The 22,928-nt window shown below is 41.7% G+C and carries 26 protein-coding genes and 1 pseudogene; 13 read left to right on the plus strand and 14 right to left on the minus strand.

Translation table 11 applies throughout. The annotated features are described in order from the left end of the window. Positions 1-51: 51 nt before the first annotated feature. Positions 52-471, minus strand: a complete 420-nt coding sequence (locus tag ACRQ5D_RS05155) for a YybH family protein (RefSeq protein ID WP_091171701.1) — start codon at positions 469-471, stop codon at positions 52-54. A 182-nt stretch (positions 472-653) separates the two neighbouring features. Here ACRQ5D_RS05155 and ACRQ5D_RS05160 point away from each other — a divergent pair, with 182 nt between their 5' ends. The 7 genes and pseudogenes from ACRQ5D_RS05160 (at position 654) to ACRQ5D_RS05190 (ending at position 7,298) form a co-directional block, all read left to right on the plus strand. Beyond that, positions 654-1,532, plus strand: a complete 879-nt coding sequence (locus tag ACRQ5D_RS05160) for a carbohydrate kinase family protein (protein ID WP_091171699.1) — start codon at positions 654-656, stop codon at positions 1,530-1,532. A gap of 188 nt (positions 1,533-1,720) precedes the next feature. Continuing rightward, positions 1,721-2,816, plus strand: a pseudogene (locus ACRQ5D_RS05165) (vWA domain-containing protein). A gap of 118 nt (positions 2,817-2,934) precedes the next feature. Continuing rightward, a complete protein-coding gene (locus tag ACRQ5D_RS05170) occupies positions 2,935-4,440 on the plus strand; it encodes a sigma 54-interacting transcriptional regulator (protein WP_091171696.1) in 1,506 nt (501 codons plus the stop codon). A gap of 15 nt (positions 4,441-4,455) precedes the next feature. Next, positions 4,456-5,265, plus strand: a complete 810-nt coding sequence (locus tag ACRQ5D_RS05175) for a metallophosphoesterase (protein ID WP_432328514.1) — start codon at positions 4,456-4,458, stop codon at positions 5,263-5,265. Continuing rightward, positions 5,190-5,747, plus strand: a complete 558-nt coding sequence (locus ACRQ5D_RS05180) for a metallophosphoesterase (protein ID WP_431200953.1) — start codon at positions 5,190-5,192, stop codon at positions 5,745-5,747. The genes ACRQ5D_RS05175 and ACRQ5D_RS05180 overlap by 76 nt, the downstream gene beginning before the upstream one ends. A 33-nt stretch (positions 5,748-5,780) precedes the next feature. Then, complete coding sequence (locus ACRQ5D_RS05185) at positions 5,781-6,671, plus strand: hypothetical protein (RefSeq protein WP_256337491.1); 891 nt, start codon at positions 5,781-5,783, stop codon at positions 6,669-6,671. A gap of 3 nt (positions 6,672-6,674) precedes the next feature. Beyond that, positions 6,675-7,298 carry a class I SAM-dependent methyltransferase gene (locus ACRQ5D_RS05190; RefSeq protein ID WP_091171690.1) on the plus strand — a complete coding sequence of 208 codons (624 nt, stop codon included), beginning with the start codon at positions 6,675-6,677 and terminating at the stop codon, positions 7,296-7,298. 132 nt (positions 7,299-7,430) lie between these two features. On the opposite strand, the gene ACRQ5D_RS05195 is transcribed toward ACRQ5D_RS05190, so the two are convergent. From ACRQ5D_RS05195 to ACRQ5D_RS05210, 4 genes are read right to left on the minus strand one after another with little or no spacing between them, the layout of a single operon-like run. Next, on the minus strand, positions 7,431-8,123 hold the full coding sequence (locus tag ACRQ5D_RS05195; protein ID WP_090530416.1) for a response regulator transcription factor: 693 nt from the start codon (positions 8,121-8,123) through the stop codon (positions 7,431-7,433). A 3-nt stretch (positions 8,124-8,126) separates the two neighbouring features. Further along, positions 8,127-9,773: a sensor histidine kinase gene (locus tag ACRQ5D_RS05200; RefSeq protein WP_091171688.1), complete on the minus strand. Its 1,647-nt coding sequence runs from the start codon at positions 9,771-9,773 to the stop codon at positions 8,127-8,129. Positions 9,774-9,779: 6 nt separating this feature from the next. Beyond that, complete coding sequence (locus tag ACRQ5D_RS05205; RefSeq protein ID WP_432328515.1) at positions 9,780-10,799, minus strand: alpha/beta hydrolase family protein; 1,020 nt, start codon at positions 10,797-10,799, stop codon at positions 9,780-9,782. Further along, complete coding sequence (locus ACRQ5D_RS05210) at positions 10,789-11,643, minus strand: hypothetical protein (protein ID WP_432328516.1); 855 nt, start codon at positions 11,641-11,643, stop codon at positions 10,789-10,791. The genes ACRQ5D_RS05205 and ACRQ5D_RS05210 overlap by 11 nt, the downstream gene beginning before the upstream one ends. Before the next feature lie 184 nt (positions 11,644-11,827). On the opposite strand from ACRQ5D_RS05210, the gene ACRQ5D_RS05215 reads away from it, so the two are divergent. From ACRQ5D_RS05215 to ACRQ5D_RS05230, 4 genes are all read left to right on the plus strand, one after another. Further along, positions 11,828-12,166 carry a tetratricopeptide repeat protein gene (locus ACRQ5D_RS05215; protein ID WP_432328517.1) on the plus strand — a complete coding sequence of 113 codons (339 nt, stop codon included), beginning with the start codon at positions 11,828-11,830 and terminating at the stop codon, positions 12,164-12,166. Continuing rightward, positions 12,133-13,152 (plus strand): tetratricopeptide repeat protein, encoded by a 1,020-nt coding sequence (locus ACRQ5D_RS05220; protein WP_432328518.1) that lies wholly within the window; start codon positions 12,133-12,135, stop codon positions 13,150-13,152. Before ACRQ5D_RS05215 ends, ACRQ5D_RS05220 begins: the two co-directional genes overlap by 34 nt. Continuing rightward, on the plus strand, positions 13,098-13,634 hold the full coding sequence (locus tag ACRQ5D_RS05225) for a tetratricopeptide repeat protein (protein WP_431199186.1): 537 nt from the start codon (positions 13,098-13,100) through the stop codon (positions 13,632-13,634). Before ACRQ5D_RS05220 ends, ACRQ5D_RS05225 begins: the two co-directional genes overlap by 55 nt. 140 nt (positions 13,635-13,774) lie before the next feature. Then, positions 13,775-14,077, plus strand: a complete 303-nt coding sequence (locus ACRQ5D_RS05230; protein ID WP_090530427.1) for a DUF4286 family protein — start codon at positions 13,775-13,777, stop codon at positions 14,075-14,077. Positions 14,078-14,196: 119 nt separating this feature from the next. Here the strand turns inward: ACRQ5D_RS05230 and ACRQ5D_RS05235 are convergent, their stop codons facing one another. The 5 genes from ACRQ5D_RS05235 to ACRQ5D_RS05255 form a co-directional block, all read right to left on the minus strand. Then, positions 14,197-14,646, minus strand: a complete 450-nt coding sequence (locus ACRQ5D_RS05235; protein WP_091171681.1) for a hypothetical protein — start codon at positions 14,644-14,646, stop codon at positions 14,197-14,199. A 73-nt stretch (positions 14,647-14,719) separates the two neighbouring features. Further along, a complete protein-coding gene (locus tag ACRQ5D_RS05240; protein WP_091171679.1) occupies positions 14,720-15,688 on the minus strand; it encodes a hypothetical protein in 969 nt (322 codons plus the stop codon). A 28-nt stretch (positions 15,689-15,716) separates the two neighbouring features. Then, positions 15,717-16,205, minus strand: coding sequence for a molybdopterin-dependent oxidoreductase (locus ACRQ5D_RS05245; RefSeq protein WP_091171677.1), 489 nt, complete (start codon positions 16,203-16,205; stop codon positions 15,717-15,719). 168 nt (positions 16,206-16,373) lie between these two features. Then, positions 16,374-16,568, minus strand: a complete 195-nt coding sequence (locus ACRQ5D_RS05250) for a winged helix-turn-helix domain-containing protein (RefSeq protein WP_432328519.1) — start codon at positions 16,566-16,568, stop codon at positions 16,374-16,376. A gap of 165 nt (positions 16,569-16,733) precedes the next feature. Continuing rightward, entirely contained in the window at positions 16,734-17,267 is a 534-nt protein-coding gene (locus ACRQ5D_RS05255) for a YdeI/OmpD-associated family protein (protein WP_432328520.1), read from the minus strand. Positions 17,268-17,440: 173 nt separating this feature from the next. Here ACRQ5D_RS05255 and ACRQ5D_RS05260 point away from each other — a divergent pair, with 173 nt between their 5' ends. Continuing rightward, positions 17,441-17,869: a nuclear transport factor 2 family protein gene (locus ACRQ5D_RS05260; RefSeq protein ID WP_167516316.1), complete on the plus strand. Its 429-nt coding sequence runs from the start codon at positions 17,441-17,443 to the stop codon at positions 17,867-17,869. Positions 17,870-17,937: 68 nt separating this feature from the next. Here ACRQ5D_RS05260 and ACRQ5D_RS05265 read toward each other — a convergent pair whose 3' ends face one another. Further along, entirely contained in the window at positions 17,938-18,543 is a 606-nt protein-coding gene (locus tag ACRQ5D_RS05265) for a GDSL-type esterase/lipase family protein (RefSeq protein WP_431199188.1), read from the minus strand. Positions 18,544-18,594: 51 nt separating this feature from the next. Continuing rightward, positions 18,595-19,086, minus strand: coding sequence for a cytidine deaminase (locus ACRQ5D_RS05270; protein WP_091171669.1), 492 nt, complete (start codon positions 19,084-19,086; stop codon positions 18,595-18,597). 116 nt (positions 19,087-19,202) lie between these two features. On the opposite strand from ACRQ5D_RS05270, the gene ACRQ5D_RS05275 reads away from it, so the two are divergent. Continuing rightward, positions 19,203-19,664, plus strand: a complete 462-nt coding sequence (locus ACRQ5D_RS05275; protein ID WP_091171666.1) for a DUF4019 domain-containing protein — start codon at positions 19,203-19,205, stop codon at positions 19,662-19,664. Positions 19,665-19,880: 216 nt separating this feature from the next. Here ACRQ5D_RS05275 and ACRQ5D_RS05280 read toward each other — a convergent pair whose 3' ends face one another. Together ACRQ5D_RS05280 and ACRQ5D_RS05285 are read right to left on the minus strand one after the other, a co-directional pair. Next, positions 19,881-21,779 carry a DNA topoisomerase IV subunit B gene (locus ACRQ5D_RS05280; RefSeq protein ID WP_090530453.1) on the minus strand — a complete coding sequence of 633 codons (1,899 nt, stop codon included), beginning with the start codon at positions 21,777-21,779 and terminating at the stop codon, positions 19,881-19,883. 156 nt (positions 21,780-21,935) lie between these two features. Then, positions 21,936-22,640: a hypothetical protein gene (locus tag ACRQ5D_RS05285; protein WP_091171664.1), complete on the minus strand. Its 705-nt coding sequence runs from the start codon at positions 22,638-22,640 to the stop codon at positions 21,936-21,938. Positions 22,641-22,928: the final 288 nt, after the last annotated feature.

Below are 22,928 nucleotides of genomic sequence, written 5' to 3' on the forward strand. Positions count from 1 at the left end.
CAAATCCCCGTATTTATCCACTTAACCTTTTATCTCCAACCCTGATCTCTTTTACGAGGTGTGGTCACAAACTATCTTCCACTCACCCTTAATTTTCCTAAACCATAGCGTAAAATAGCCGCCTGGTGTATCTTTTTCACGGGTTAGTTTCCATCCTCCCAAAACAAAAGCATTGGTTGCATCCAATACCTTTAGCTGTATGATCTTAAAGCTAAGCTGCCCCATGGCAGCCTTATCGGGATAGGTTTGTTTGTAATGATCAAGTGTTGTTTGCCAGCCGTAAGCGGGTGCCGTTTTTCCTACAAAAACCAACGAGTCTGATTTCCAGTAAGTTTGCATAAACGCTTCAATATCGCCCCGGTTCCAGGCCTCCTCCTGTGTGTGCATTACTTTCAAAATAGCTTGCCTGTTCTGCGCAAAGCAGCATGTGGCAGCAAGCATAAACACAAAACCCAGCAATATTATTTTCATATAATAAAGGTATACAATTTTCTGATTCACGATTTGTCTGATTAATCGATTACCTGTTGTTATATCGGCAAAGTAAATCCTTTAATCCTAAAAATGACTAAAATCATGGTTCAAACGAAAAATAAAATCCAACTTAATACAGTATATTTGGTTTTCATCGGCAGCAAAAAAACAAATTAACTATGGAAAATCAGGTATTAAGCTTCGGCGAAGTTTTATGGGATGCTTTTGGCGACGGAAAAAAGGCTGGTGGCGCACCCATGAACGTAGCCCGGCATCTGGTACAGCAAGGTGTAAAAACAGCGTTTGCGAGCTCTGTGGGTATGGATAACTCGGGCGATGCACTGATAGGCTTTTTAAAAAGCAATGACCTGTATTCGGACCTGATTCAGCAGGACGATGAATTTCCAACCTGTGAAGTTACCGTACAGCTTGATGAAACCAACACCGCTACTTATATTATTCCCCAACCCGTTTCATGGGATAACATACAACCATCGGCTGCACTCACTAAAGCAGCCCAGGCAGCCAGGGCCATTGTGTTTGGCAGTTTGGCTTGCCGTACCGCTACTACCCGCGAAACCTTATTAAACCTGCTTGATGAAACCCCGGCGCTAAAAATATTTGATGTAAATCTTCGCCCGCCGCATTACACCCTGTCAACTATTGAAACATTGGTAGCCCGGGCCGACGTAGTAAAAATGAACGAGGAAGAAGCCAACCTGCTCATCGGTGGAAGTAGTGCTTCCCTGCACGATCAAATTGGCGAGTTCCGTTCCAAATATCATAGCCAAACCATTTGCGTAACCCGCGGTGAGCATGGTGCACTGGTATGGCACGACCATGAATTTTATGATAGTCCCGGCTGCCCTGTAAAAGTTGCCGACACGGTAGGCGCCGGCGATGCCTTCCTGGCAACATTTGTATCCGGCCTCCTTTCGGGAAAACCCATGCAGCAGGTGGTAGATAAAGCGTGCTCCGTTGGCTCATACGTAGCCAGCCAGCGAGGCGCTAACCCGGTATACCCGCCTGAGCTCCTGAATAGTTTGGCTTACATTTAGGAATTCGGATTTCGAATGTTCGATTTTGGATTTATTTTTGGAGATAGAAAATGACTTTTTAATCCGAAATCCCAATTCCGAAATCAAAAATCTAATTGTCATACTTAACTAACAATTTATTTTATCACTTCCGCAGCGAAACTTTTCCTAAAAATATTCCGTTCCTTTATGTACAGAAAGGACAAAATATGCGCGGTTTTGGATTTTCCAAATTTAAGCCCAACCAAATCCCTAAAGGCGGATTTGACGAATTGTTAAAATTATTCCTCGAGTTGCTCAACTATACATCGGGCGATGCAGGCGAAGCTTTAGCCTGGCTTAACGAACTCGATAAACAATATAACCTTACCAACGATGATTATGGCATGGGCGATTTCATCGATGAACTAAAGCAAAAGGGTTATCTCGACGAAAATAATGAGAATGGCGAGTTCCGAATTACGGCAAAAACTGAGCAAAGCATCAGGCAATCTGCTCTGGAAGAGATCTTCGGCAAGCTAAAAAATCAGGCAAAGGCAACCACCGCTCGCCGCAATCAGGCCAGGGCGATGAAAAAAATGCCGAACGCCGCGAGTTTGAGTTTGGCGACAGCCTTGATCAGATAGACATGACCCAGTCTATCCACAACGCCCAGGTTAATCACGGTATAGGCGATTTCATGATGACCGAACGCGATCTTGAAGTAGAGGAAATGGACTACAAAACCCTTACTTCAACTGTGCTCATGATCGATATTTCGCACTCCATGATCCTTTATGGCGAAGACAGGATCACTCCGGCCAAAAAGTAGCTATGGCCCTTGCCGAACTGATCCGCACCAAATATCCTAAGGACACGTTGGATATTGTTGTTTTTGGGAACGATGCATGGCCAATAACCTTGCAGGATTTACCTTACTTGCAGGTTGGCCCATATCATACCAATACCTATGCAGGTTTAGAACTGGCTACCGATCTGCTCCGACGCCGTAAAACGCACAATAAGCAGATTTTCATGATTACGGATGGTAAGCCAACCTGCTTAAAGGAAGGCACCAGGTATTATAAAAACAGCATTGGTTTGGACAGGAAAGTGGTTAACAAAACCCTTAACATGGCTGCCCAATGTAAGCGCTTAAAAATACCTATTACCACATTTATGATAGCTAAAGACCCTTATTTGCAGCAGTTTGTTCGTAAATTCACAGAAACAAACGGAGGCAAAGCCTTTTACAGTTCCCTGAACGGTCTTGGTGAGTACATTTTTGAGGATTATATCAGAAACAGAAGAAGGACTGTTAGGTAGAGATTAGTGGTTGGAGATTAGAGGTTAGTTAAATCGGTGAAATCACAAATAATCTGTGGAATCCCCAAAACAAAAAATCGGTGAAATCAATCTTCATCGGTGAAATCATAACAAACGAATGAGTAAATTATTAGATATAAAAACCCTCGGCCAGTTAAAGCAAACAGGCTACAAAAGCCGTTCGGTTAAAGACGAATTACGTGCTAACCTTATTGAACAGCTTAAAAAGCGCGAAGGCGGCTTTGAGGGCATCATCGGATTTGAAGATACTGTTATCCCCGATCTGCAAACTGCTATCCTGTCACGTCACAATATTTTACTGTTAGGCTTACGCGGCCAGGCAAAAACCCGTATTGCCCGGTTGTTGGTTAACCTGCTTGATGAGTATATACCATATATTGAAGGGTCAGAATTATTTGATGACCCTTACAACCCCATATCGTGGTTTGGTCATAGCATCATAACCGAAAAAGGAGATGATACCCCCATCGGCTGGATCCACCGCTCTGAGCGTTATACCGAAAAGTTGGCCACCCCTGACGTTACCGTAGCCGATTTAATTGGTGATGTTGATCCAATCAAAGCTGCCACCTTAAAATTAACCTATTCGGACGAGCGTGTAATCCACTTCGGCTTGATCCCACGTGCACACCGCGGCATTTTCGTGATCAATGAGCTGCCCGACCTGCAGGCCCGGATCCAGGTATCGCTGTTCAACATACTGCAGGAAAAAGATATCCAGATCCGTGGTTTTAAATTACGCTTGCCACTGGATATCCAGTTTGTGTTTACCGCCAACCCTGAAGATTATACCAACCGTGGTTCGATAGTAACACCGCTTAAAGACCGCATTGAGAGCCAGATTTTAACACATTACCCGCGTTCGGTTGAGATTTCACGCAAGATCACGCAACAGGAAGCGTCCCTCACCGATGATCAGCGTATCGCTATTGAGGCTGATGGTTTGGTTAAAAACCTGGTGGAACAGATTGCTTTTGAAGCCCGTAACTCTGAGTATATCGACAAAAAATCGGGTGTATCGGCGCGTTTAACCATTTCGGCCTATGAAAACCTGATCAGTAATGCCGAACGCCGGATGATCATCAACCACGAAAAAACTACCTTTGTACGTATTACCGACTTTTTAGGTGTGATCCCTGCCATCACCGGTAAAATTGAGCTGGTTTATGAGGGTGAACTGGAGGGACCAGGCAAAGTGGCCAATATCCTGATAGGCAAAGCCATCAGAAGCTTACTGCTATCGTTTTTCCCTGACCCGGAAAAGGCTAAGAAAGCCAAAGCCCCTAACCCATATGCAGCTATCATTAACTGGTTTGGCGATGGCAACAATGTAGCTTTGGTTGATGATATGCCCATGCAGGAATACAAAAAAGCATTGGAAGAGGTTGCCGGATTGAAAGACCTTGTAAAAAAGATCCACCCGCGTTTGGGCGAGAGCCAGCAATTGCTGCTGATGGAATTTGTACTTCACGGCCTGTCGGAATTTTCACAATTGAACAAAGGTTTCCTGGATAATGGCTTCGCGTTTTCGGATATGTTTAACAGTTTATTTAACTTGCAGCCCGATGACGATGACCTTGATATTGACGACGACCGATACTAAAATATATGGCGCTATATGATTTTTAAAGCGCTAAGCATATTGTTCTGGATCATAATTGAGCTGCTGGCCGACCGGTATGTTTTATATGGCATCCGTGGCGCGTTCAAAAAATGGCGATTGCTTCAATCAAAAGCATTCGCCATTTTTTATTGGGGCTTTTCGGCCTTGTGTGTGGCCGCGCTTTTAACTGCCGGTTATATTACCATAGCAGGTACGGGTGTACGCGCAGCCTGTTTGCTGGTAACATTTATCCTGCTCATCTGTAAATTTACCTTTATACCATTCATTTTTGCCGATGATATCAGGCGAAAAATTGCGTTGAAAAGGAAAAAAACTGATACCTCAATTACTCTCCCAACTGCGCCTGCCGCTGCTACTAATATTAATGATGCCATTCCCCGTTCCGAGTTTCTTTTAAAAGCAGGCTTGCTTGCCGCAACCGTTCCCCTGGCCGCTATAAAAAAGGCCATGCCCAAAGGTTCATATGATTATCATGTACTGTATCAAACTATGTATCTGCCTAATCTGCCAAAGGCCTTTGATGGCTTAAGGATCGGGCAGATCTCGGATATTCATTCAGGCAGCTTTTATAATAAAAAAGCGGTGCGCGGGGGTGTTGAAATGCTTCTGAAAGAAAAACCTGACCTGATATTTTTTACCGGCGATCTGGTTAACGATGAAGCATCGGAAATGACCAGCTACCAGGACATTTTCACTAAAGTAAAAGCCCCCTTGGTGTTTTTTCAACCCTGGGTAACCATGATTATGGTGACTATGGCGACTGGAACTCCCCGGCAGATAAAAAGAAAAATCATGATGACCTGATAACCACCCATAAAAACATGGGCTGGAACCTGCTCAGGAACGAAAATCGTCGTCTAAAAATCAACGGAGAAGAAATAGGGATCTTAGGTATTGAAAACTGGAGCGAATACAGCCGCTTCCCCAAATACGGGCGCATGGACCTGGCCGTAAAAAACACCGATGACCTGCCGGTAAAGCTCCTGCTCTCGCATGATCCATCGCATTGGCGGGCCGAGGTATTACCTAAATACCCACAAATTGATGCTATGTTTGCCGGGCATACCCATGGCATGCAATTTGGCGTACGTACCCCGCATTTTCAATATAGCCCTATAAAATATGTTTATAATGAATGGGCTGGTCATTACCAGGAAAACAAACAACAATTATATGTAAATGTAGGTTTTGGTTTTGTTGGTTTAACCGGCAGGGTTGGAATATTGCCGGAGATTACGATATTTACATTAAAAGCAGGCCGCGATCCCTCATTACCAATTTCCTAAAAGATCCAGGCAGAAGCTGCTATCCTTTTACCGATGAAGAAATTACTACAATCTGTATTAGATTTTCTGCTCTTCAGTAATATTTTCATGTCGCTTTGTGCTGTAGCACAGGCTTTACTTACATTTCATTTAATAGGATCAAAACCTGTATTCCCTGTGTTAGGCCTGTTATTTACATCAACCCTGGGCATTTACAATTTTTGTATCCTCATCACCCGTCCAACTAAACCACAACGGTCGCCTTATAAAAGGGTACGCTGGTTTTTTGCACATTATCGGCTTATGGTAACATTTACCATCGTGTCGCTACTATCGTTGGTCCCGCTTTTCTTTATCATCACTACCGAATCAAAGATCCTGCTCATATTTCTCAGTGTTTTATCATTTGGCTACGGTTTACCCTTGTTTAGTGTAGGCGATCATAAATTTGGTTTAAGAAATATCCCCGGTTTAAAACCGTTTTTAATAACCCTAGTATGGACAATGAGCTGTGTACTGTTCCCGGTATTGGAATCAATGCATAATCACCTAACCGATATCAGCATGCGCGATACTACTATACTCATAGCCAAACGCTTTTTATTTATAGGTGCGCTTACAATACCTTTCGATATCAGGGACCTTTTCGACGACCGTAAAGTGGGCCTTAAGACCATCCCGGTAGTTTGGGGTGAAAAAAGTGCTTATCTGTTTTGCCAGGTATTGCTCACTGGCTACATTGTACTTATGTTCCTGTTCAGGCAAAATGGCTTTAGCCTTGATTTCTTTGCACTCACACTTACCATGTTCCTCACCGGATGGCTCATCTTCAGATCGGCCTGGGAAAAAAACGAGTACTATTACTTTTTTTATATGGATGGGGTGCTGATTTTACAGTATGTTATTGTAGTAGCCTTTAACGCCCTCAAATACTTTTTTCGTTAAAGCATGGCGGCCAATTATAACAACTCGGCATGGTTTTATGATCGGCTTTCAAGAATAGTTTACGGCAAAGCTTTGATAAACGCGCAGGTTTATTTATTAGGCTTTATTCCACCAAAAAGTAAAATCCTCATCGCAGGTGGCGGAACAGGCTGGATATTGGAAGAACTCACCAAAATACATCCTTCGGGTTTAGATATTACCTATGTGGAAATTTCGGCTAATATGACTGAGCTCTCGCAAAAAAGGCAAACCGGCCAAAACACAGTTGCCTTTGTTAACGATGCTGTTGAAAACGTTGAACTTACTGCCGGCTTTGATGTGGTTATCACGCCCTTCCTGTTCGATAACTTTGTGGATAAAACGGTAGACAACGTTTTTAACCATTTACATAACCTGCTCAAACCAGAAGGATTGTGGCTTAACGTCGACTTTCAACTAACCGGCCAATGGTGGCAGAATGTAATGCTCAGAAGCATGTTCATTTTTTTCAGGTTGCTTTGCGGGATAGAAGCCAGCAAGCTCCCGGCTATTGAAAAGCGTTTTAGCACTGCCGGGTATAGCGTAATTGATAATAAAACCTTTTTTGGAGATTTTATTGTGGCGAGGGTGTATAGAAAATTATCTTAAACATGTCATTGCGAGGAGCGGCATGGGCTAAAGTGCCGGGGGCGACGCGGCAATCCCGTGGCCAATGCATGTTCGACCTGTATAGCTACGAGATTGCCACGCTTCGCTCGCAATGACATATTTTAATTGAAACTACTGATTATAAACAAACTTATACCCTATCCCCCTTACAGTTTGTAAGTATTGCGGCGAATCGGCATTGGTTTCAATCTTTTTACGCAGGCGAACGATGTGCATATCAAGGGTGCGGGTATTTACATCGGCGTTGTAGCCCCAAACTTCCATCATTAATTCTTCGCGGTTGATAACCTTGTTTTTGTTTTTGAGGAAATAAAGCAGGATCCTGTTTTCGAGGATAGTTAGCTCTATCTTACGGCCATCGCGGATGAGGAGGTGCGTGTTAGGCAGGTGTTCCATGTTGGCAAAACGGTACGATTCGGGTTTTTCGCTGTTAAGAGAAAACTTGATTTTGTTCTCAATCAGCGCCACCAATACGTCCATGTTATATGGTTTGGTGATATAGTCAGATACCCCAAAGTTATAGGCTTCTATCTTGTCAACATCCTGGGCTTTAGCGGTCATCATGATGATGAGTTTATCGAACCCTTTTTCGCGGATATTACCGCAAACCTCCGAGCCCGGTTTGCCGGGCAGCATCCAGTCTAACAGTACAATATCAGGCTGCTCAGCCAATATCATGGTTTCGGCTTCATTGCCATTACCGGCTTCCAGTACCTTGTACCCCTCTGATTGCAAACGCTCTGAAACCAGGAAACGCAGGTTCTCGTCATCTTCAACCAGCGCAATTTTAATTTCTTTGTTCATATCTTAATTTTCGTATGGAAGCGTAACTATAAATTCCGAACCTTCGTTAACCTTACTGTAAACGGTTATTTCGCCGTTCATAAAATTAACCAGTTCTTTACAAAATGCCAAACCCAGGCCAACGCTCCCGTTTTGATTGTATTGGTTTTCTATTCTGTAAAACTTCTTAAAAACGTTATTCAGTTCATTTTTTGGTATCCCTATCCCCTTGTCTGCAAACGAAAAAACAATATTGCGCTTTTCCTGTGAAATATTGATGAACAACTCCTTTTGCTGAGGGTGCGAATACTTGTATGCATTTTCGATAAGGTTTTGAAAAACACTCCCTAATAATACAGGATCAGTATAAAAAGTTTCAACCCTGTTGATTTTAAATTTAATATTAAAATCAGCGTACTTTATTTTAAAGGTATCAATATACCGGCTAATAAAATTCTCTATATCAATCTCTTCCTCTTTTAAAGTAATGGATTTATTTTCAATCTGCGTAAAGGAAAGCAGCTTGTTCATGAGCTCGTTGAGCTTATCAGCTTCCTCATCCAATATTTTGCCATAATGACGGCGCTGCCTTTCGGTAAGTTCGCCATCGCCACGCAAATTTGAACCGGCTATTTTGATTACGCTTACCGGTGTTTTAAACTCGTGGGTAAAGTTGTTGATAAAATCATACTGAAGCTTGAACAGTTTCATGTTCACATTCAGATTACGGTATATAAGCCAGCCTATCAGCATTAAAAACAGGGTCATTAATAATACAATAGCTCCGATAGGCATAAAGCGGCGGTTAATTTCGGCTGTTAAATAACCCTGTGCCGAACTAAAGAACAGCTTATAATCAGAAAAAGCCACTGGTAATGACACCTCGGTTATCAGTTTATCGCCCTCACTGTCAATAGGGTCATATACTACGGGTTGAATGGATACATTTTCGTACAGCTCGGGATGCGTATTTTTCACCTTGATCAGATACGGGTCGAGGTAAAAGGTCATCATGTTTTGCTTGTATGAAGCCCCTTTGCTGTTACCGAGCATTTGCATGTCACGATAAATACGTACATCCTCGCGCCTGAGAACATTGGTATAACTGATCTTGTCGGGTTTCACATCCCAAAATGCTTTAAAAAGTTCATCCTGACTTGATACTCGTGATGTATCTGAAAAGGCAATATAATTACTTAATTTAATAGCCATCTCTCTGAAATCATCTTCATTGACTGTTCTCCGTTGCTCGGCCCCGTACACCTTGTCATTAACGTGCCAATACTGATAAACCGCCTTAGCAGCTATGTTCAAATTATTTTTACGTACGGTCATCGTAGTTTTGCCGCCAATGAGGGCATCATAAAAGATAACCCGGCGCACAAAATTATAATCATGAAAAACAGAGGCCGCATATTTACCTGCCGATGCCGAATCAAGAAAACCCTGATAGGAGGTTATTTCAGGGATTTTATTCTGAAAAAACTCATAATACGGTTTAATGGTTTGTTCCAGTACCTCAACCTTTTTTGAGGAAAACTCATTTTCAACATACTTTGCGGTGAGGTTATAAGATATAAACAGGGCTACCACGAAAGTTATGGAAATGAACACCAGGAAAATGGTGATCAGCGTAAAGTTTTGCCGGTAAGCGTTTTTCTGTAATGCCATGTCGGCTTATGGTTTAACCCGCATATTCTTATCCAAAAACTTCTCTATTTCGGCATACATTTCCATACGGTTATGTTCGCTCCTGAAATATGCACGTTCATTGGGTTTTAAAAAATATTTCACATCAACGTTACGTTTACGCAGCTCGCGTACAAACTGGTTAAGCTCGCTGATATTAGCCCGCTGATCTTTGGCACCCTGGAATATGATTAAAGGTACCTTAATTTTGTCGGTATGAAAAACAGGCGATATAGCCCTCAACTGATCTGCGTCAGTTTCGGGGTTGCCAACCATTTCGTAAGTCATTTTTAAATAAGGCTTAACAAACGGCGGCGCATCCTTGATATAGGTAAAAAAGTTAATGAGGCCGTATTGTACCACCGCACAACTATATAACTCGGGATGAAAAGACACACCATAAAGCGCTGAAAAACCGCCAAAACGCCCGCCAAAAATGGCAATCTTTTTAGGGTTTGCAACTTTAGTATCAATAAGCCAGTGTACCCCATCGGTAATATCATCCTGAATTTTGCCGCCTACCTGTTTATATCCCGCACTTCGGAAGGCCTTGCCATAGCCTGTTGATCCGCGGTAATTAACCTGGAACACGGCATACCCACGATTGGCTAAAAACTGCACCTGGTCATCATATCCCCAGGTATCACGCCCCCATGGACCATCGTGCGGCATAACTACTACAGGGTAGTTTTCATTTTTATCGCCCCTTGGTAAGGTTAAATAACCATTAATCAGCAAGCCATCGCGCGCATGGTATGATATAGGTTTCATGGCGCATAATTCGGCAGGTACAAGGCTTGAGTTGATATCGCTTAGCTTGGTTAACTTACCACTGTTTTTTTCAAAAAGATAGTATGAACCGGGATTACGGTCGGTATAAGTGTTGAGGATAAATTTATTCTCAGAGCTGTCGCGGTCAACCACCCTGATCTCATTACCCTTAAGCTGTTGCTGAATGGTTTGGTACATCTGCTCAACATCAGGTGCAAGAAAATGCTTACGCGGCATTGATTCTGTCCCAGCCGGTAAACTCTATCCGGTGTTTATTTTTTGAATATTCGAAACTGGTGATATCCGCTTTGCTGCAGCTAAAAATTGTCCGCTCTTCTTTACCATCTTCCGCATTAATCTCAACCAGGGCCATCTTATCGCGGTTTACGTTTGATAGCGCATAGAAATAATTTTTTATACCTGTAAATGCTATAGGTCTTACTGCATTCTTAAAATTATTTTCGATTATAGGCTTAAAGGGCTTATCCTCATCGGGGCGGAATAAGATGGTTTCGTTAACCCCGTCTGATGCCCTTTCAAGCCTGATCCTGCCGTCGGCATCTGCAAACCATTCAGTAATATTCCCCGGATTAAGCAGGTAAGTCTTCATTTCGCCGGTTTTCACATTAAGGCGATAAACGTCAAAATTGCCGGGATCTCGCTCATTGGTCTTAATAGTGATGATATCTGGCTGCTGCCGGTTACGGTTAACCAGGCCAATCCTCACATTACCGAATGATAATATAATCCGGCTTTTATTGGTAGCCACATCAAAAGCATACATTTTAACTGAATCGGTAGCGATAAGATCCTGCGAAAAAACAAGCTGGTTATTGTATGTCCAAAAATAATCACCTCTGATTGAATAGTCCTCAAATTGAGTAACCATTCGTTCCTTACCATCGGCTAATGACTGTATAAATATGTTTTGCTTATCTTTAAATGGCTTAAGGTATGATACATATTTACCATCGGGCGAAATTCGGTAAAAGCTCCTTTCGGGTGTTTTAAAAAAGTCAATAATAGGTATCTGCCTTACTTTACTCCTGTTGCAGGAAAAGAAGACGATAATGCAACTCACAATAAGAAAAAATCTGACCCGGCTCAACATAGCTACAAATACCCCATTTTATTCACGTACTCAAATTAGATAAATAAGTTCGATGTTATCAAGATGTCACTACAATTTTACCCTTATATACCGTTATATAAATAATATGGCAAACCGGCTTAAGCAATCCTATTAATTGATTATTTTTGAACAGATGAGGGCTTTATATATTGTTATTATTCTTGCTTTTTGCTTTAGCGGCAGGCTGCTTGCACAGGACAATGAACTGCTGCTGGCCAGGCAATACAATGCTAACGGCGAACCGCAAAAAGCACTCGAAATTTATCAAAAGTTATACAAGCAAAACAACGAGAACTATTACAGTGTATACATAAATACACTGCTCAACCTTAAAAAATTTGATGAAGCCGAAAGCATCACCAAAAAACTGATCCGCCGCCATCCTGATGACCACCAGTATGCTATAATGCTGGGTAATATTTATACACAGGGGGCAATATGGCCAAAGCTGACGCTATTTATGACGACCTGATCAAAAGCCTCCCGGCCGACCAGGGTGAAATAGCTGCCCTGGCATCCCAGTTTTACCAAAGCGCTAATATTGATTATGCAATCAAAATTTTTCAGCAAGGACGGAAACTGCTTAAAAATGATAACATGTTTACTTATGAGCTTATTAACCTTTACCGTTTTAAGCGCGACAAAATATCCCTCACCGACGAATACCTGAACTTTTTACCTCAAAACCCCAATTTTATAAACCAGGCCGAAAATGCTTTTTCAAATGTATACGAGGGTAGCGCTGATTATGATATGCTTAAAACAGCTTTACTGAGACGCATTCAGAAAGATCCGCAGCAAACCATTTATGCCGATCTGCTTACCTGGCAGTACCTGCAGCAAAAGGAATTTGATCTGGCCCTTAACCAGGCACTGGCCCTGAGCCGCAGACAAAATGACGATGGTAACAGCATCTATGACCTCTGCCGTACCTTCATTGCCAATGAAGCTTATGACGAAGCCATTCGCGGATATGAATACATTATCAGCAAAGGGAAAACATCGTCACTATACATCCCCTCAAAGATTGAGTTGATCAACACCAAAAACCTGAAAGTAACATCGGGCAAATACCTGCCCGAAGATTTGCTTGGACTTGAAAAAGACTATAACGACTTGCTCACCGAATTTGGCCGTAACAGCAGTACCGCCTTTGCCATGCAGAAGCTGGCCAATCTGCAAGCTTTTAAGCTTCACAAACTTAAGGACGCCCAAAAATTATTGGAAGAAACTACCAGGTTAAATGATATCAGGCCAAACCTTTTAGCCGATTGCAAGCTTGATTTAGGCGATATTTACCTACTTAACAACCAACCCTGGGAAGCCACCCTGCTTTACAGCCAGGTTGAGAAAGATTTCCCGCTACTGCCGTCGGGCAGGATGCTTTATTCAGAAATGCTAAAATGGCTTATTATACCGGAGATTTCACCTGGGCAAAGGGACAGTTGGATGTGCTGAAAGTTGCTACATCGCAATTAATAGCAAACGATGCACTTAACCTATTGTTGCTGATCCAGGATAATCTTGCTGCCGATAGCAGCGGGGCGGCGCTTAAAGTGTACGCCCGGGCCGATTTGCAGATTTTTGCTCAAAATCCCGAAAAGGCAGTAATGATATTAGACAGTATTGGCAAAAAGTTCCCGAACAATGCTTTAGATGATGATATCATGATGTCAAAATCTCGCATCCTGATCCAGCAGAAGGATTATGCCGGAGCGGTACCTTTATTAAAGAAAATTGTCGAAGAGCACCCCGCCGATCTTTGGGCCGATGATGCCGTATTTATGTTAGGCGACATTTATGAAAACAGGTTGAACGATAAAACCACTGCCAGGAACTACTACCAAAAAATCATAACTGATTATCCCGGCAGCCTCTGGATCAACGAAGCCCGCAAACGTTTCAGAGTATTAAGGGGCGATAAACCGGATGCGTCTTAAAGTTGGTAAGTGGTTGATTAGGTTAAATGGCGAGTGGTTGTCTAAATTGCTGCTGTTCTGAATATGCCAACCAGTCACCTAATCAACTACTCACTAAATCAACCATTCACCCAATCAACTTAAATAACTAATTTTACAACATGATTGTATACAACGACACCATAATAATTGACGAAACCATTCATGACGAATGGCTTAACTATATCAAAACCATCCATATCCCGGCTATCATGGCTACCGGACATTTCAGCTCGTACCGCATCCTGACTGTTATTGATTCGCCTAACGAAGGGGTTACCTACTGTATTCAATACAATGCTGATAGCATTGAGCATTTTCAGCAGTTTTACATGAACCACCTGCACAAATTTCAGGCTACCCACCAGGAAAAATTTAACGAAAAATTTGTGATGTTCAATACCCTGATGGAAGAGGTGGAATAAACTAATTGTGCCAGCGATGCGTGGCGTTGAGGTCTCGTATCTCTGGCACACACTAACAATTTAGTTATTTATTTTCTACAACTTTTGCACCTCTGGTGCTGACCGTCCTATGGCGAGTTTTATTCTTCAAGAGCGCCAGGTATCACTAAAAGAATCAAAAATAAGGCTGCCACTGTCACAATTAGACAAATCAGACCGGCAAGCAATGCACGCCATATAGTAAAAGTTTTACCTCCGGTGGCAAAATGTTCCTTCATTTGTTCGCCCTGGAACTTTTGTACAAGTAGGAAAGTCCCCCAGGCATAAGCCAATGGAAATATAAACCTTGGAAACCGCTCTATACTTGAAGTAATAACAGCCAGGCCAATAATTGCGATCAATGCGACAACGGCAATTATCCAGGTTGTGGTTGATTTATCTTTCTCATTAAACGCTTTGTAGTTTTGAGATACCAAATACCCCGCGGCTAATGGCCCGAATATAAATGTTGCTACCCTGATTGAGTTAAGGGTGTATATTTTAGGTTTCTCTTCTTCAAGTTGCTCTACAGCCTGGCTATATGGAATCATGAAAGGTTTAAATTAATTAACGAACTAAGATAGCATTCAGCAGCAATTTATCTGTAACATTCCTGCATAATTATTATAGGCTACGTATTTCAATACTTTCACCGTTAGCTATTGCAAGCTGTTTAGTTTTGCGATTGAATACAATTTGCGCCAATTCATTTTTGTTCACGATACTTGAACGCTGCCTACCGCTATTAACCGATTCTGCTTTTTCCAAAACTTCGCCGGTATTGACATTGATGATCTTTGGATATTCAAATGTATCCCACGCCAATTCATCACTAATAGCAAATAGATTGCCGAACTCCCCATCCACTTTTACAGGTGTAGATATCTTATTAGTCCTGATATCCCAAATCGCGATATGCTTTGGGGGAAAATGATCATCGTCATCGTCAATCAATTCATCAGAAGAGCCAATAAGTACCTTGGAGTCATCTATAAAACTTGCAGTACATAGTTCCGTAGATGAGCAGTGACGTAGTTTCGAATTATCAAGAAGGATTGGATGTTTTATACACTCCTCTATATCGAAAATATAAACATCGTCTAAGGGGTGCCAATGCCACCCTTTACTCATTAAAAACTTACCCGACGGGCTTACTTCCAGCCTTGAATGAAAGAAATCGTCCGGCTTGCGCCCGGAGATATTGGTTACTATTTCACCGGTTTCAACATTTTCAAAATCGAGCTGGCAATATTCGGCTGGGCAGTGAATTAAATACGTCACTTCATTCATTGTTATAAATGCCGCCGGGTATTCGTAAACATTCGCACAATAATATGTCCGGTTAATTTCTCTTAGCAAATCACCATTTTTCAGCAATAAGCCTTTTGTACCAAGCTTTTGATAAATAAAGGCATATTCCCCTCCTACTGACGTTATAGCTCCATCAAAACTATAAGCATAAGAATATTGGTAAAGCTGCGTTTGTTTCCCATCGATATTATATTGCTGACCAGCATTTGCCCAATCGATTATATTTTCATTTAACCATGAAATGGTTTTCAGGAAACCAGCACTAATTTTTTTATGTTCCATCTAACAGAATGAATTAACAACGCAAGATTTATTTCGCAAACATCACCTTCATCCCAGTAACGTGCTTTATACAACGCGCAGGTTTCTTTTCATCCTGAACAATGATGCGGAACGGCCCATCGGCAGGGGCCAAGGGCTGGCCATCGATTTTATCAGCAAGAATGATCACGCGGTCGGTAAAACCTTTATCCAGCTCGGCAAGGGCAAAAAGTACCTGGTAGCCGTCACCGGCTTCAACTAAAAGATATTTAGCCAGGTTTTTACCATGTAAGTCGGCGCCCAGGGTAACACCTGCTTTAGTCAGTATTTCGGATACAATTACGCCCGAATAGATGTGGGCTTTTCCGTCCTTGTCCTTACGGGTAACTGTCGTTTGCTTGTATTGCTGCAACTCGGCAGGGCCAATGGTTAGTGGATTTGTTACTTCTCCGGTTATTTTTACTACGGCTTCTTTTGTTTGCGCCTGTGTTGTTAAACCGGCTATCAATAGCAGCAATATAAGGGTATATTTTTTCATGGCTTATGTCAGTTTTTTTGATTGATGCAGATCTGCAAAATGTTTATATCATATGGCGATCCCGTTATATTTTAAAAAAAATAACGCAAAAATGCAGAATAGGATCGACAAATCAATCCACCACGAATACCGTTTTTTAATTTTCAATACTAAACCCAGAAAAAACTTTTACTTTTTGCTATTACTGTCTAAAAATTGAGAGAATTTTTGCTGCAGATCTTTAAACTCCCCAATAACTTCCAACCCAAATGGTGTAAGCAAGGCTACTCCACCACCCTTTCCCCCTCTTTTTGAAATTACCAGCGGCTGCTTAAAACCATCGTTCATGTGGTTAACTAAATCCCAGGCCTGCTTGTATGACATTTTCATTTGCAGCGCGGCCTGCCTGATGGAGCCCGACGCATGGATCCGCTCAAGTAACTCGACCCTGCCATGGCCAAGTACTTTTCCTCGTCCATTTCTATCCAGATGCGACCGTTAAGTTTAAATGAAGGGATTTCCATTAATAATTGTTAATCATCAAATTTATTACAGCTGATACACTACACAGTTACTCCCTTGCTTTTTTTGGGCCCGCAGCATTTGCCCGTAATCCATGCGGCGCACCATAGCATTAACAGTGCTGGCTATTCGGTTAGCGCGGGTAGCTTCGGTTTTGGCACTCTCTATCCATTTTATAAAATACCCCCGGTGACTTTCGGCAAGACTATTGAAAAAATCGCCGCCTTCAGGTTCATATTCAAAGCACTCCAGCAAGTCATCCGGAACTATGTATTTAAAATCATCATCGGGTTCAAGCCGTACCCGGAGCATAGCCCCGCGATGTTTATGGATTGCTTTACAGATTTCCCGGCGCAGGGCCATGATAAAATTCCCCTCTCCCATTGGCATCAGGGCCATACCACGCACCTCAAACTCATCAAGCTTACCCTTTACACGAAACGATTTTTTATTACCAGGCTTCATTTCCTGCGCCACATCGGCGGGAATTTCGATGTAGGTCCACCCGGTTTTTTCGCCCTGTTCGGCAAACTGTAAAATAATGGCATTAAAATCAACCATAAGTATTATTTAATAGCATATTGTTATCATCATCACTAAAAAATATGCGAAAATGTTAAATGTTTGTTAAATCGTCATATTTAGTTGTAGAGGCTGTAACGTAATGCATAGTAGCAATGTCTTATGAGTATAAAAACAATTTAAAAGTTAAAAACCTAAAAAACAACAACAATATGAAAACCTTAAAATCAATCATGCTTGGCTTAGCCTTATTAGTAATAGGCACTGCAGCAAAAGCAACAAATAAAATTGAAGGCGATAATTTAACCAAAAACTACGCCATCAACACTTATATAGATGCCATGACCCGCGGCAAAATGCAGGGCTTTAACGAAGTGGTAGATCAATCGGCAAAATTCAGCATGTTACGCGGCACTAAAGTATTAAGTTTTACCAAAACTGAAGTAGTTGACTTATTAAAAGCCAATAAAAATACCGAGCAGGATTGCATTACCAGCACTTCAATTGTTGAAAGCAACAATGACCTTGCCGTAGTAAAAGTTGATATGAAATACAGCACTTTTACCCGCAGCAACTATGTAACCGTTACCAACACCGGCAGCGGCTGGAAAATTACAAACGTGTACAGCGTTTTTAAATAAGTAAGTTTTAGTTTAGTGTTTAATATGTAAGTAGGTAAAGGCCCCGTTGGTGCGGGGCTTTTTTTATTTTATTTCACCAGCGGATCAAGTACCTTTTTCCATTGATCATAACCTTTGCTATTAAGGTGCAGGTAATCGTTATTAAACAAACTTGAATCCGGGGCTGTAGTACCCGGCTTGTAAGTAGCCGGAACGAGGTCGACATAATAACTTTTTGGTTTACCTTTCAGATAGCTTTTCACCAGCTCATTCGCGGCATAAACCACATCATAATATTTAGCGCGCACCGGGCTCGGTTTAATCGACATGAAATACACTTCGGCACCCGGCAATTTCTGATGGATTAGTTCCCACAGCTTTGCAAATGAAGCGGCAACCGCCTGGGCCGATTTACCTGCCGCTATATCGTTTTCGCCGGCATAAACAAAAATTTTGCGTGGCTTGTATGGGAGCAGGATGTAAGGCGTGTAATAATCTGCTATCTGCCATAATTCGCAACCGCCTACTCCCCTCCTTATAATAGGCCTGCCGGCATACCGCTGCTCGAGATCTGTCCACTTACGGATAGATGAACTGCCGATAAATAAAATACCACCTGGCTTTGGAAAACTCAGGCTATCCTGATGTTTAAAGGCCCTGATCTCATTATCAAACGGGAAACCCTGTTGGGCCAATACATCAATGCTAAATGCAAGACCTATGAAGAGAAAAAAACTTCAGTTTCATTATGGAGTAGCTATACGTTCTTCAAAAAATAAAAACGGCAATTGGTTTTCAATGCCTTTGATGATCCAAACCGGTCCATCTTCGGCATGCAATATAATTTTTATTGATTGATTTTGCTGCTTTTCGCATTCAGCTAATACCTGTAAACATGATCCGCAAGAGGTAATTGGTTTTACAATAGGAAAATCATCTGAATGTGCCGTTACTGCCATGGCCTCGATAGGATCATCAGGGTGATTGGCGCCCCAGTTAAACAATGCCACCCGCTCGGCACATAAACCCGATGGATAGGCTACATTTTCCTGGTTACTGCCATAAATAATTTTACCGCTTTGCAAACGAAGTGCAGCCCCAACACGGAATTTGGAATATGGAGAATGTGAGTTTTTTAATGCTTTCTGTGCTTCAAGGCACAGCTGCCTGTCGGCTTTATCAAGATCGGCCAGCGACTCATATTCGTCAAAGGCTATTTTAATTTCGTGACTTATCATATATTATCGACCCTTGTTAAAAAATCGGAGGAAACAAGATAAGGAAATTTTAACAGGATTAAAATTTTGAAAAGATTTATTTACATTTATTCCATTATCTAAACTCACTCACGCTCATGCAATTTATTAAATCATTTAAGTTTGTTTGCTTAATGCTATTAACAGCCGCTATTACTTTAAATGGATGCAGCTTTAACAATACTTATATAAACAGGGAAGAAGATAAAAAGGACGGTGAAAAAGTAACGAATAAACTTTTTGAGCTTATAAAAGCTAAAAAATACAACGACACCTTTAAGCTTTACAGTAATCAGTTTTGGGCGGTTACAACAAAGGATAAATTACTTGAGTTATACACCGCAACAGAAAACAAACTTGGCGACCTTGACTCAACAACGGTAAACAAATGGGAAACACGCAGGGTTGTGGGTACTAACCCATCCGCAGAATATGTTTTTGCATACAACACCAAACACAGCAAATATAAAGCGGTTGAATCGATCAGGCTTGTAAAAGAAAAAGATGGTTCGATTAAAATCCTCGCCTATAATATCAACTCCGACGGCTTCTTTAAATAAAAAGCACCTAATCAAAACAAAAAATTAGGGCATTACAAAAAATTGAGCTCGTGGTATATGTTATCACCGCACCACTTTTGCGGCTATTTCAATTATTGCAATCGTATCCCACATCGTGCGGTATGGTGAAAACACTGACCACTGGCTTGAAACAAATTAGGGGATTTTCTTAAGTTACACAACTCAGGAAAATCCCCTAATCAGGCAAATCAAGGTTTATACAGCCACTGGCAACTCTTCCTCAGCTTCAGTTTCTTTAGCTATTGTTGGGTTGATGGTTTCATCATCCTTTTCAACCCTCAGGTTATTAACGATATGCATTTGGCGGGCTGGAGTATTTTTGCCCATAAAATATTCGAGGAGCGCCTTTACATTGGCATCTCTTAATATTACAGGGTCAAGCCGCATGTCTTTACCAATAAACAAACCAAATTCTTCGGGCGAAATTTCACCTAAACCTTTAAACCGAGTGATCTCGGGTTTATTACCCAATTTAGCTATGGCGTTGCGGCGTTCCTCATCGCTGTAACAATAAATGGTTTCCTTTTTATTTCGTACGCGAAATAACGGTGTTTGCAATATGGAAACGTGACCGGCCTTTACCAGATCAGGGAAAAACTGCAGGAAAAAGGTCATCAACAACAGGCGGATGTGCATACCGTCCACATCGGCATCGGTAGCTATTACAATGTTGTTGTAACGTAAAGCATCAAGGCCGTCCTCTATATTCAGGGCATGCTGCAGCAGGTTAAATTCTTCGTTTTCGTAAACTACCTTTTTGGTTAGGCCAAAGCAGTTAAGGGGTTTACCTTTTAAGCTGAACACAGCCTGGGTCATCACATCACGCGATTTAGTGATCGAACCACTGGCCGAGTCACCTTCGGTAATGAACAACGTGGTATCTTGTTTACGTTCGTGCGTATCGTCAAAATGCACTTTGCAGTCGCGCAGTTTGCGGTTATGCAATGATGCTTTTTTTGCACGCTCGTTGGCCAGTTTTTTAATACCTGCAATATCTTTACGCTCCCGTTCTGATTGCAGGATCCTTTTTAGCAAGCCATCAGCAGCTTCTGTGTTTTTATGCAGATAATTATCAAGCTCCTTTTTAACAAAATCATTAATAAAACCACGCACAGACGGACCATCCGGACCAACGTTTTGTGAGCCCAGCTTGGTTTTGGTTTGCGATTCAAAAACCGGCTCCTGAACTTTTATGGCAATAGCCGCAACAATTGAAGCCCTGATATCCGAAGCATCAAACTCTTTTTTATAAAACTCGCGTACGGTTCTTACTACCGCCTCGCGGAAGGCGGCCTGGTGCGTACCGCCCTGGGTAGTATTTTGACCGTTAACAAATGAGTAATATTCCTCGCCGTATTGCTGACCGTGGGTCATGGCTATCTCAATGTCTTCGCCCTTAAGGTGGATAATTGGATACCGTAAAGTTTCAGCATCCGTATTACGGGTAAGCAAATCATATAGGCCGCGTTCCGAAAAATACTTTTGATTGTTAAAATTGATAGTAAGGCCCGCGTTCAGGAACACGTAGTTCCAGATCATACTTTCTACAAACTCCGGGATAAACCGGTAATGTCTGAAAATGGTATCATCGGGTATAAAATTGATAGCAGTACCATTCCGCTGGGTGGTATCTTTTTCACTCTCATCACGAATCAGTTCACCTTTGGCAAACTCGGCCAGTTTGGTGCGGCCGTCACGATATGATTGCACTGTAAATGAGTTGGAAAGCGCGTTAACCGCTTTGGTACCCACCCCATTTAAACCTACCGATTTTTGAAAGGCCTTGCTATCGTATTTACCGCCTGTATTTATTTTGGATACACAGTCGATCACTTTACCCAAAGGGATACCGCGGCCATAATCGCGCACCGATACCTTATGGTCGCTCATGTTCACCTCAATGGTACGGCCTGATCCCATTACAAACTCGTCTATCGAGTTATCAATGATCTCTTTAAGCAGTACGTATACACCATCGTCATAAGCAGAGCCATCGCCCAGTTTACCAATATACATACCGGGGCGTAAACGGATGTGCTCCTTCCAATCAAGGGAGCGGATACTATCTTCACTATAATTAACTGGTTCTGCCATGTATATAAAGTAGAAAATTAAACAGCGTAAAAATGCGCCTAACTGCAAAAATAAAACTTCCCGCTTGAATTAACGGAGAGCAAATATCAACTTATTAACATTGGGGAATTATATAAAGGAAATGACACAGCAGAGAGATTACTTTTCTGTATCTCTCTACGGCTTAAACTTCAAGCAATTACTTGCCCTGTCTACATTTTTAAAAAACTCGGGGCCTTTATCATTAGTAAAACAAACAGCCATAATGGTGCCGGTATGGTTACGCTGTAATGCAATAAGCAGCGCGTATTTATAATGCTTGGTAGCAGGCAAATCGAGCAGGTTTAACAGGTATGACTTACCGGCATCAGCTTTATATCTGTTTAAAACGTTAACCGGTATGCTCCGCATAAAGTTATCCCTTTCGCCGGTAAAAGCTATGGCGTGCGCCCTGCTCATGTTTATATATATCGAATCTGGATTTTCGGTTTCCCGGTCAATATCATATTGCCCCTGCTCATAACTGGTATAATTCTGTTTCTGGGATTTTACCTGGAACCATACTTCAAAATCCTGCCCCGGCAACTGCAACGCATAATCAAATGAAAAATCCTCATCATTGGGAGCGGGAATCTCTTTAAACCCCCTGGGTGGGGTATAAATTACATTGGCCTGGGCCAAAAGCTTGGTAAATTCTTTAAACTGATCTGTACCTGCTGTTTTGAGCTTTGAGTAGCCAGGCTTAACCTTCGCTGTTGTATGTTTCTTATTATTTTGGGCATATAACGGCCTTGGACTTATCTGAGCTATGCTTTTTGTAAAGCACAGCAACAACAAAGCCATAAGCAATAAGGGCCGGGTTAACTTCAAAATAGTTTTCATTTAAGGGGCAGCCAGGAAAAAAACCTGGTTAAAGCACCATAGGTAAATATATAAACAAATTAATTAATCAACACCCTCTCGCATTCAAATAACCGCTATGCTTTAACGACAATATCAATCAATTATTTGTTACATTAATAATTTTTACGCACGTGATTAGTAATTGTTGCAAACCTACCTAAACGTAACAATTTTGTTATAAACCAATATTAACAAGACATTAAAATGTAGCTCACTTCATCTGCACATCAGCACATAATCCGTATCTTTACCAATCCAAAAGTTTTT

The sequence above is a fragment of the Mucilaginibacter sp. P25 genome, from assembly GCF_050859465.1.
In the GTDB taxonomy this organism is placed as follows: Bacteria; Bacteroidota; Bacteroidia; order Sphingobacteriales; family Sphingobacteriaceae; genus Mucilaginibacter; species Mucilaginibacter gossypii.